Consider the following 10,864-nt stretch of genomic DNA (forward strand, 5'->3'; position numbering starts at 1 on the left):
CTCGACTCGCGGCCGCGTGTGCCGCGCTACAAGCCTTATTTCTCCAACGTCTTCAGGAACGCGATGAAATCGCCAACCTGATCTGCATCGAAGCTGAATTCCGGCATCGTCGGGTGCCCCGTGACGATGCCCTCGGCAAGGGCCTCCTGCAACTGCTCGACCGGGTATCGCTCGTGCAATGTGCGGAACGGGGGAGCGATCTTGAGAGGGCTGGGGCTGACTTTGTCGGTCGAGTGACATTTTGCGCAATAGAGCAGCGCAAGATGTCGTCCCTGCTCGACGTTCGAAGCCGCAGTTGGGCCTGAGAGGAGAAGAAGAGCCGCTGCGACGATGCTGCCTGCGATGGCGCGTTTGATTCGGAGATGCGTCCTCACATCAAGCTCCATCAGTGCGACATCAGGACGGGGAGGGTCATGCTGCGGAACATCTCCCGTGTAACGCCGCCGAACACCGTCTCCTGAAGCCGAGAATGCCCGTAGCCGCCCATGATCAGGAGGTCGAGGCTTTCATCCGCGGCAATCGACAGGATGCTCGACTGCAGATTGCCGCGGTCGGACTGAAGCGAAACGGTCTTCGCCGGCAGGCCCTTGCGCGCGAGGTGTTTCACCAGCCGGTCGGGCGACGCGTCGGCCGGCACGTCGGATGCGTTGAGAGTGATGATCGTTAGCGCGTCCGCTTCGGTGATGAATGGCGTCGCGTCCCGCAACGCGCGGGCGGCGAGACGGCTGCCGTCCCAGCAGATGCCGACGCGCGAGGCCTTGAAAGCACCGCGGAAAGTATAGGGAATGAACAGCAGCGGCCCGCCCGCCTGCAAGAGCAGTTCCTGCGGGAGCTGGTTGTCGAACGTGTCGCAATCCGGATCCGCTTGGGACACGATCGTGAGGTCGTAGAGCCGCGCCGCGGCGTCTACTCGCGAAACGATCTCGGCGATAGTTCCACTCAGTGCGTATTTTCCATAGTTGATCTGGGCGTGCTTCGCTTCAATCTCGAAAACGCGCAATGCCGCGTCGGCTCGTTCGATCGCGCGTTCGTACTCGAATTGCAGGGACGATGCGACGGCCGCGCCGCCTTCTGCAACGAAAGGAACATTGGTCGATGCATATCCCGTCGCAATTGCATCCAGGTGCGTGCCCGCGCGCATCGCGAGGGAGATGGAAGCATGAATGGCCGGCCGCGGTGACCGCTCTGTGGGAATGTGCACCAGTAGGTCCTTGAACATGTGTGCCTCCCGTTCCAACCTCGATGCTCAAGAGCAGCACATGTCGTCATCGAGGGCCTTGACGCACGTCAAAGCAGTGCCGGAGGTATTGGCCAGGGTTGACGCAGCTCAATCCGCCGACGGCCGATGGGGGTAGATTGCTGGGGCCAAGGGAGTTCACCATGTCGTCTCCAGCATCCGTCGGCCGTATTCCCACCGCTTCGAATTCCAACGAGGTCCTTGCGGGAGCTCCGCCGAACGTGGGAACGACGCCGGTACCGCCGCCCGCCTCCGAGATCGCCGTCGATGCCATCGACCGATCCTTCCACGCGGCGTTGGCGCGCTTCACTGGCGGCCTCTCGCCGGCCGCGCTCGCGCTGGCTTTTGCCGACTGGCAATTGCATCTCCTGGCCTCGCCCGGAAAGCAGGCCAGTCTTGCCGGTCGGGCAATCCAGAGCGGGTTTGATTTTGTCGACGCCATGGTGCCGAGGCACGCAACGTTCCATCCTTGGACCGCGATCAGACCGCCGGAGAACGACCGCCGTTTCATTGGCACGGATTGGGAGCTGCCTTCCTTCAATCTCCTGGCCCAGGCCTTCCTGCTGACCCAACAATGGTGGCATTCGACGACGACCGGCATTCACGGATTGGCCCATTCGAACGCAGCAATTGCCGATTTCGCGCTTCGCCAATGCCTGGACACGATGGCCCCGACCAATTTCGCCATCAGCAATCCCGAGGTTCTGCGCAAGATCATGGAGACCGGCGGGGGCAATTTCGTCTACGGCCTGCACAACTTTGTCGAGGATTGGCAGGCTCTGCTCGCCGGCGCAAGGCTGAGGAGCGATCGGACCCATGTGGTGGGCAAGGACGTTGCAATCACACCCGGCAAGGTCGTCTATCGCAACGAGCTGATCGAGCTCATCCAGTATTCTCCGACGACGCCGACCGTGCGGCCCGAACCGGTTCTGATCGTGCCGGCCTGGATCATGAAGTACTACATTCTTGATCTGTCGCCGCGTAATTCTCTCGTCCGCTATCTGGTCGAAAGCGGCTTCACCGTCTTCATGATCTCGTGGAAGAACCCAACGCCCGAGTATCGCAATTTCAGTCTCGAAGATTATCGCGAACTCGGAGTGGATGCCGCGATCGCCGCCATCAACTCGCTTCGGCCTGGGCAGGCCATCCATGCCGCGGGCTATTGCCTTGGCGGCACGCTGTTGTCGATCGCGGCGGCCAGGCTGGCTCGCGAGCGCCCCGACTGCCTGCGAACAGTGACGTTGCTCGCGGCGCAGACCGATTTCACGGAAGCTGGCGAACTTACGCTTTTCATCAATGAAAGCCAGGTCGCGTTCCTGGAGGACATGATGTGGCGGCAAGGTTTGCTCGGAACGGCGCAGATGGCCGGGGCCTTCCAGATGTTGCGTACCAACGACCTGCTCTGGTCGCGCGTCGTACGGGACTATATGGTCGGAGAGCGCGCCGCGCCGAACGAACTGATGTCGTGGAATGCCGATGCCACGCGCATGCCCTATCAAATGCATTCCGACTATCTGCGGCGGCTGTTCCTCAACAATGATCTCGCCGAAGGGCGCTATCAGGTCAACGGCAGGCCGGTCGCTCTCTCGGATCTTCACATGCCGATGTTCGTTGTTGGTACGTTGCGCGACCATGTCGCGCCCTGGAAATCGACGTACAAGATCAATTTTCTAGCCGATGCAGACATCACCTACGTTCTGACGAGCGGCGGCCACAACGCCGGCATTGTCGCGCCTCCAGCCGAGGAGGGCCACAGCTATCAGATGCTCACCAAGAAGGCCCATGATCCCTATGTCGGCGCGGACGAGTGGATCCAGCGTGCGCCGTCTCACGAGGGATCATGGTGGACCGAGTGGACGCGATTTCTCGCCGCACATTCCGGTCAGCCTGTTTCGGCGTCGGCGGCGGGCGCGGAACAAAAAGGCGGGCCTTTGGGTGATGCGCCGGGCTCTTACGTGCTCGAGCAGTAGACGCGGGGATCAGGGCCGCAAAACGGCTGCGCCGACGAGCTTGCCGTCCCGCAGGCGGGCGAGCGCTTCGTTGGCCTCGGCGAGCGGGAATACCGTCGTGTGTGTCTGAATGTTGGCCTTTGCCGCGGCGGCGAGGAAATCGATGCCGTCCTTTCGGGTCAGGTTCGCGACCGACATGATCTGCCGTTCACCCCATAGAATATGGTAGGGGAGCGTCGGAATGTCGGACATATGAATGCCGGCGCACACAACGCGGCCGCCCTTGCGCACAGAGCGCAGGGCAAGCGGCACCAATGCTCCGACCGGCGCGTAGATGATGGCGGCATCGAGCTCGGTTGGCGGGATGTCCTCCGAGGCGCCGGCCCAGTCCGCGCCGAGCGAAAGCGCAAGTTGCTGTGCTTCCTGGTCGCCGCCACGGGTGAAGGCGTAGACTGTCCGTCCCTGCGCGCGCACCACCTGCGCCACGATATGGCCGGCCGCGCCGAAGCCATAGATCCCGATCGTTCTGCCGTCGCCGGCCATCACCAGCGATCGCCAGCCGATCAGCCCGGCGCAGAGCAGGGGCGAGAGCGCTGTGTCCTCGCCGTGCTCACCGAGCGCAAAGCAATATCTGGCATCAGCGACGAGATGGCTGGCGAAGCCGCCGTCGCGCGTGTAGCCGGTGAACTCGGGACGATCGCAGAGATTTTCCTTGTCAGTGCGGCAATAGAGGCATTCGCCGCAGGTGAAGCCGAGCCAGGGAACACCTACACGCATGCCCAGGTCCAGGTGATCGACGCCTGCGCCCAGTGCATCGATGCGGCCGACGACTTCGTGCCCGGGGATGATTGGATAGCGAATGCCGGGTAGCTCGCCATCCACGACGTGGAGGTCGGTCCTGCACACGCCGCACGCGCTGACCCTGACGCGGACCTCGCCGGGGCCGGGGATCGGGTCGGGTCGTTGCTCGAACGTCAATGGCGCGCCGCGCGCGGAGAGAACCATCGCGTACATGTCGCATTCCCGTTACGGCTCGTAGTGCATCTCCAGGCGTGCCTCGCCGGTTCTGCGGCCAGTGTGCGGCCGTCGCTAAGAGGACGCAACAGGCGACTTCCGCAGGCTCTTCACGACGATTGCCACGAGCGGCGTGAGCAGCGGTAGCAGGCCGCTGAGCGGGTGGTGGACCGCGCCCGTCACTTGAGCATGGAGCGCGCGCGCCTCGAGTTGAATGGCTTCGATCGCTGCGTCATGGATTTCATTGGCAAGCTCAACCTCGCGTCCTGACGGCGGACGCCCCGCGACGACGAAGAGGATTGCCGCGATGGTGAAATTGATCGCACCAAGAATCGCCGCTGCGACGATGGCGCTCCAGATCTGGACCAGGGCGAAGTAGGCCGCCAATTCGAACAGGAGCAGGCCAAAGGCGGCGATCAGCGCCGCGAAGGCGCGCAGGCCCAGTCCGATCAGCAGATGGCGCAGCCTGATATCGGCGATGATCCGGTCGGTGCGCCAGAGCACACGCAGGTGCTTGACGATATTCTCCGTGTTCACCTAGTGCCTCCGCAGCATGAAGCCGACGACCACGCCGAGTGCGAAGGCTGAAGCGAGGGACGCCGCCGGACGTTCCGCGACAAGGTCATGGAGCTGCTCCCGTTCCTCACTGACGGTCTCGCCGAGCTCGGCCAGCGCGGCCTTGATCTGGTCAGCCAAGGCTTCGGCACCGTCCTTCGACGTCTCGAACGTCTGCTCGGCGGCTGTGTTCAGCAGGCGCGCGACATCGATCTTCATCGCTTTCAGCTCGTCGTTCAGCCTGCCGGTGTCGAACATTGGCGGTCTCCATTCAATGGAACAAGCCTATGCGACCCGGCTCGATGGCCATTGATTTGCGTCAAGGGAGCTTTCCCGGGCCTCGGTTTGAGGCAAGTCAATCCAGTTGCGTCGCGGCGACCTAGAAACCCAAACCGGATCGGAGTCGATCCATGAGGATACAGGTGTGAATTCGGAACCTCTGCTGCTGGCAACGCCGTCCGGCGACGCGCTTGAATTGCGGCCGGAAGGACCGTGGACCGCTGCCAATGTGTTGAAGCTCGACGCGCTTTCCCGCTCCGTCTGGACCGCCGTCGACCGATCGAAGGCCGTGAAGCTCGATATGGCCGGTGTCAGCGAGCTCGACACGCTCGGCGCCTGGCTTCTGGAGAAACTGTCGCGCAGGGCGGCATCATCCGGGCGCGCGGCCGAGGTGGTCGGAATAGCCGACAATTTCAGCGGCCTGATGGACGAAGTGCGTCAGGTCAACCGGCACAATCCGGAGCCGGCACCTGTGCCCAATCCGCTTTTGGACAGGTTGCACGATCTCGGCAAGTCCACGGTCGACGCGCGCGAGGACATCACGATCTTCCTTCGGATGCTGGGCGCGCTGTTCATGTCCCTGATCGGCGTGTTGCGCCGGCCGCGGTCGCTGCGGCTGACATCGCTGGTCTATCAGCTCTATCGGATCGGCTGGCAGGCAATTCCGATTGTCATGCTGATCACCTTCCTGATCGGCGCGATCATCGCGCAGCAGGGATTTTTTCATTTCCGCAGGTTCGGCGCGGAGTCCTATACGGTCGACATGGTCGGCATCCTGGTGCTGCGCGAGCTGGGTGTCCTGATCGTCGCTATCATGGTCGCCGGCCGCTCGGGGAGCGCCTATACCGCCGAGCTCGGCTCGATGAAGATGCGCGAGGAGATTGATGCGCTCTCGACAATGGGGCTCGATCCGGTCGACGTTCTAATCTTGCCGCGGGTGGCCGCTTTGATCATCGCGCTGCCGATCCTTGCCTTCATCGGCTCGATCGCTGCGCTCTATGGCGGTGGCCTGGTCGCGCAGTTCTACGGCGACATGGGTCCGGCGATCTACATCGCGCGCCTGCATGAGTCCATCTCCGTCACCCATTTCGAGGTCGGCATCCTGAAGGCGCCGTTCATGGCGCTGGTGATCGGGATCGTCGCCTGCAGCGAAGGATTGCGGGTGAAAGGCAGCGCCGAATCGCTCGGCAGACAGACGACCACTTCCGTGGTGAAGTCGATCTTCCTGGTGATCGTGCTCGACGGCCTGTTCGCGATCTTCTTTGCCTCGATCGGAATGTGACGATGTCGGGATTGGCACAGGAGCTGGCGATCAGCGTGCGCGACCTCGTTGTGGGTTTCGGCCGTCAGATTGTGCTCGACCACCTCTCGCTTGACGTCCGCCGTGGGGAAATCCTTGGCCTGGTCGGTGCGTCCGGCGGCGGCAAGTCGGTCTTGATGCGGACCATCATCGGCCTCGTCCCGCGGCGAAGCGGAACCATCGAAGTCATGGGCCAGCCGATGGGTAGTGTGCACGACCGCAGCAGGCAGGGGCCGGCCGGAAAATGGGGCATCCTGTTCCAGCAGGGCGCGCTGTTCTCCTCGCTGACGGTCCGGCAGAACGTCCAGTTTCCGCTGCGCGAAAACCTCGTGCTGCCCCAGGAGCTGATGGACGAGATCGCGATCGCCAAGCTCGAGATGGTTGGGCTGCGGGCGGAGGACGCCGACAAATATCCGTCGGAGCTCTCCGGCGGCATGACCAAGCGCGTGGCATTGGCGCGCGCCCTCGCGCTCGATCCGCCGATCCTGTTCCTGGACGAGCCGACCTCCGGCCTCGATCCGATCGCGGCCGGTGACTTCGACACCCTGATCAAGACGTTGCAGAAGACCCTGGGGCTCACCGTCTTCATGGTGACCCATGATCTCGCGAGCTTGACCACCGTTTGCGACCGCGTCGCCGCGCTCGCTGACGGCAAGATCGTGGCGATCGGTCCGATGCGCGAACTTCTTCAATCCGAGCATCCCTGGGTGCGGGCCTATTTCCACGGCAAGCGCTCCCAGATGCTGCAACCTCACATGAGATGAGACATGGAAACCCGCGCTCCCTACGTACTGATCGGCGCCTTTGTGATGGCTGCGATCCTCGCGGTCTTCGGCTTCGTCTATTGGCTGAACAATACGGGCGGCATCGGGCCGCGAACGTCCTACCGCGTGCAGTTTCAGGGACCGGTGCCGGGGCTCCTGGTCGGCGCCGGCGTGCTGTTCAACGGCATCCGCGTTGGCGAGGTGACCGAGCTTGGTCTCGCGCAGGACAACCCGCGTTTCGTCAACGCGACGATTTCGGTCGCGTCCGCGACCCCCGTGCGCACCGACACCAGGGTCGGGCTCGATTTCCAGGGGTTGACCGGCGTGCCGGTGGTGGCTTTGGAGGGCGGTACGATCGCCGCCAAATCGGACGTGCCCTTGACCTTGATCGCCGAGGCGGGCGCCGGCCAGAGCATGACGCAGGCGGCGCGCGATGCGCTGCGGCGGGTTGATTCCGTGCTGGAGGACAACGCCGGTCCACTCAAGGATACGGTCGCCAATTTCAAGACGTTCTCGGACGGGCTTGCGCGCAACACCGGCAAGCTCGACGGCATCCTTGCCGGACTTGAGAAGATGACGGGCGGCGGAACGCCAGTGCCGAAACTGACTTACGACCTGCGCGCGCCGCAGGATCTCGGGCCGGTCGGCAAGGCTCTTTCTGCCTCATTGGCGATTCCCGAGCCGACCGCGGTTGCGATGCTCCAGACGCAGCGCATGTTGTTCTCGCCGGTTCGGGACAATCCCGGCTTTGCCGAGTTCCTGTGGGCCGACAGCATTCCAAAGCTGGTGCAGGCGCGCCTGATCGACAGCTTCGAGAACCTCGACATCGCTCACGCTCCGTTGCGCACGACCGACCTCGGCCAGGCGGATTATCAGCTCCTGATCGATATCAGGCGCTTCCGCATCGCCACGGAAGGCGAGCCGCGCGTCGAGATCGGAATGTCGGCGAGGATCGTCGACAAGAGCGGCAAGGTGATCGCTTCACGTCTCGTGGAAGCGAGCGAGAAGCTCGACAAGATCGAGCCATCTGCCGCAGTCGCGGCATTCGACGCTGCCTTCGCCCGCATCGCAAAGGAGCTGATCGGTTGGACCGTGCAGGCGGTCTAACTCTTAATCAGCGGGCCCCAGGTTCGAGCCCTGGTGCGCCCACCAAATCAATGCCTTAGCCAGCAAGACCGTTTGAGCATCTGACTTTTCAAACGGTCATTTTGAGGCGATGGATTTTGCTCCAAGGTTGCCTTCAGAGTCGTCCGCGAGCACCGCAACCGGTAATGCGATTTGTCCAGTGATGGATTGGAGCGAGAGTTGAAGTATTTCAATTGGTTAGAAGGCGGCGTGTGCACGACGTGTGCACCGGGAGATACAGAAAAATCCATAGAGGGCAAACTGTGGACGTGATCTGCAGAGATCGGGTTCTGTCTCCAACCCTTGAGAGATCTTCGTAGTCGCTGTGCTTTCGAGTCTTTCAGCTGTATCGGTGCAAGTCGGCATGCGACATGACGTTGGCCTTTCAGCTATCGCGAATAGATCTTCCCAACTTGAGCTTGGTGGTCAGTCAAATAGGCGACGATCAGACCATGAGACGCTAGCCCAGATGCGTACTGGCAAGACTCATCATCCGCGCGCGATCTCTTGAGTAGACCCGCTTCAACCCACCGATCAACTCAATGCGGTCAAACCACTTCAAGATCGTCTCTCGGACATCCTGAGCCGGCGCCCGAGGTGCATCCGTTGAAGCGCGAGCGATCTACGGCTGCTACATCGATGCGCGGCTTGTCGACAGTTGGAACGGTCGTTTGCGCTGCAATAACGAATCCGCTGGCACGAAAAATGCTGAGGCGCCTCGGCGATGGCGAGCGCGAAGTTCGCTGGGCAGACGGAGGACAACATGAGAGCCCAAGTATTGAGAGCGTATGACGAAAAGCTGTCCAACGACCAGTGGGTCAGCGAGGAAAAAGTGCCGGATCCCAAGCTGACAAAATCGACGGACGTCATCGTCCGTATCGGCGGCGCGGGCGTATGCAGGACCGATCTTCATATCATCGAAGGCGTCTGGAAGCCGCATATGGATCCCACCGGCGATAAACTGCTACCCATCATCATGGGACACGAAAATGCGGGCTGGATCGAAGAGGTCGGCAAGGAAGTTGACGGCCTTAAGAAAGGTGACCCGGTCATCGTTCATCCGAAGATCACCGGCGGCACGTGTCTCGCCTGTCGCCGTGGCTTCGACATGCACGGTCCCGGCACGTTTCCCGGTCTCGATTGCAACGGCGGCTACGCAGAATTCCTTTGCACCTCGGAACGCAATATCGTGCCGCTGCCGCGGACGCTTGCTCCGAAGGATGTGGCGCCCTACGCGGATGCGGGCCTTACGGCCTATCGCGCAATCAAGAAGGCCACGCGTCACCTTCTGCCAGGCGAATCCTGCGTCGTTATAGGAGCGGGTGGGTTGGGCCACATCGGAATCCAGTGTCTCAAGGCGATGTGTGCGGCCGACGTTATCGTGGTCGACAAGTCCGAAGCGTCGCTGAAATTGGCCGAAAAATCCGGCGCCGATCATCTGGTGAAAGCTGACGGCAACGAAGTGGCAGCAGTGCTGGCTCTGACTGCCGGAAACGGCGCCGAAGCGGTGATCGATTTCGTCGGCGAGAAGGGCACGACATCCAAGGGCCTGGCGATGACCCGTCCGATGGGCAGCTATTACGTGGTTGGCTATGGTGAGGACATCCGTGTTCCGACCGTCGACATGGTGATTACCGAGAAAAACATCATCGGAAATCTGGTGGGCACATGGGCCGAGCTAATGGAATTGATGGCACTCGCGGATCGGGGCTTGGTTGAACTCGCGACCGCCGAATATCGCCTGGCGGATGCGAACAAGGCGTTGCACGATCTCAACGCCGGCAAGATTCATGGACGTGCTGTTTTAATTCCTTGATTCAGAACCACGTCATCCATCGCGAGAATGCACTCCTCGCGATGGATTTGACGTCCCTCCGTCTGTCCGGGCATCCGTGCAGACTGCTGATGTTGCGGCGCAAACGCTGCGGGACTGGACGAATACTCGCACGGGTCGCACAGAGTCTCATTTTGCGTCGTCGTCGCAATTTGCAACGCGACCGGTCTCAGGCCGATATCCGCAATCACCCAGTGTCGTCCGGCTCTGTCGTCTGCTGCTCAGAAGACGATCTGAACGAGGCTCTCGAACGATTTGGCACGGCCGTTGCACACCTCCTGTGCAGGTTCTCGCCGGCGAAGCACACCGATACGACCAAGAACGAGCCGCTTCGCCCTTAGGCGCACATCAGTGGCAAACTCTTGCGCCTGGCGTCCGTATCCGCCGCGAGACATTGCAAGCGACCGCCATCGCCGACGCCGCACTTCGCGTGAGGTCGCGGTGCTGTGTGGAGGCTCGGAGAATTCACGCGATATCGACAGGAGGCCAGAATGGGCAAGAGCTCCAAGAATCCCCACCATGGTTCAGCGAGTTGCTGCGCCGTCTGCGGCGGAAAGTTTGGGCTTATTCGCTACTACTGCTGGCGAACGGCGCTTTGCTCGAGGACGTGCGTCGACCGGTTCAGAGTGCGCAGGGAGGACGATCATAGATGGCTCCGCTGGTTGCGAGCCGCTTAGGTGTTCAACGACGACATGGTGGCATTGTAATGCTTCGCATTGGGAGGCGCCACGTGAGGTTTATTCTGGTGAACGGCAGGACCCCATGTCCGAGGACATTCTGCATGCTTTGCTGTGAGCCAATTCACGC

The 10,864-nt window shown here is 61.8% G+C and carries 10 protein-coding genes; 5 read left to right on the forward strand and 5 right to left on the reverse strand.

The genetic code is table 11. The features are described from left to right. Positions 1-35: 35 nt before the first annotated feature. Positions 36-386 (reverse strand): c-type cytochrome, encoded by a 351-nt coding sequence (locus AXW67_RS07855; protein WP_035684245.1) that lies wholly within the window; start codon positions 384-386, stop codon positions 36-38. Then, positions 386-1,237: a universal stress protein gene (locus AXW67_RS07860; RefSeq protein ID WP_347336746.1), complete on the reverse strand. Its 852-nt coding sequence runs from the start codon at positions 1,235-1,237 to the stop codon at positions 386-388. Before AXW67_RS07860 ends, AXW67_RS07855 begins: the two co-directional genes overlap by 1 nt. Before the next feature lie 143 nt (positions 1,238-1,380). On the opposite strand from AXW67_RS07860, the gene AXW67_RS07865 reads away from it, so the two are divergent. Beyond that, a complete protein-coding gene (locus tag AXW67_RS07865) occupies positions 1,381-3,207 on the forward strand; it encodes a PHA/PHB synthase family protein (RefSeq protein WP_063677400.1) in 1,827 nt (608 codons plus the stop codon). Between the two features lie 9 nt (positions 3,208-3,216). Here the strand turns inward: AXW67_RS07865 and AXW67_RS07870 are convergent, their stop codons facing one another. The 3 genes from AXW67_RS07870 to AXW67_RS07880 form a co-directional block, all read right to left on the reverse strand. Further along, positions 3,217-4,200 (reverse strand): zinc-dependent alcohol dehydrogenase family protein, encoded by a 984-nt coding sequence (locus AXW67_RS07870; RefSeq protein WP_063677401.1) that lies wholly within the window; start codon positions 4,198-4,200, stop codon positions 3,217-3,219. A 75-nt stretch (positions 4,201-4,275) separates the two neighbouring features. Further along, positions 4,276-4,737 carry a phage holin family protein gene (locus tag AXW67_RS07875; RefSeq protein WP_063677402.1) on the reverse strand — a complete coding sequence of 154 codons (462 nt, stop codon included), beginning with the start codon at positions 4,735-4,737 and terminating at the stop codon, positions 4,276-4,278. Then, on the reverse strand, positions 4,738-5,013 hold the full coding sequence (locus tag AXW67_RS07880) for a hypothetical protein (protein ID WP_063677403.1): 276 nt from the start codon (positions 5,011-5,013) through the stop codon (positions 4,738-4,740). A 166-nt stretch (positions 5,014-5,179) separates the two neighbouring features. On the opposite strand from AXW67_RS07880, the gene AXW67_RS07885 reads away from it, so the two are divergent. The 4 genes from AXW67_RS07885 (at position 5,180) to AXW67_RS07900 (ending at position 10,039) form a co-directional block, all read left to right on the forward strand. Then, a complete protein-coding gene (locus tag AXW67_RS07885) occupies positions 5,180-6,316 on the forward strand; it encodes an ABC transporter permease (protein ID WP_063677404.1) in 1,137 nt (378 codons plus the stop codon). A 2-nt stretch (positions 6,317-6,318) separates the two neighbouring features. Further along, positions 6,319-7,098, forward strand: coding sequence for an ABC transporter ATP-binding protein (locus AXW67_RS07890; RefSeq protein ID WP_063677405.1), 780 nt, complete (start codon positions 6,319-6,321; stop codon positions 7,096-7,098). 3 nt (positions 7,099-7,101) lie between these two features. Continuing rightward, positions 7,102-8,205, forward strand: coding sequence for an ABC-type transport auxiliary lipoprotein family protein (locus AXW67_RS07895; RefSeq protein ID WP_063677406.1), 1,104 nt, complete (start codon positions 7,102-7,104; stop codon positions 8,203-8,205). Positions 8,206-8,986: 781 nt separating this feature from the next. Further along, positions 8,987-10,039 carry an NAD(P)-dependent alcohol dehydrogenase gene (locus AXW67_RS07900; protein ID WP_063677445.1) on the forward strand — a complete coding sequence of 351 codons (1,053 nt, stop codon included), beginning with the start codon at positions 8,987-8,989 and terminating at the stop codon, positions 10,037-10,039. Positions 10,040-10,864: the final 825 nt, after the last annotated feature.

This window comes from Bradyrhizobium neotropicale, from assembly GCF_001641695.1.
GTDB lineage: Bacteria > Pseudomonadota > Alphaproteobacteria > Rhizobiales > Xanthobacteraceae > Bradyrhizobium > Bradyrhizobium neotropicale.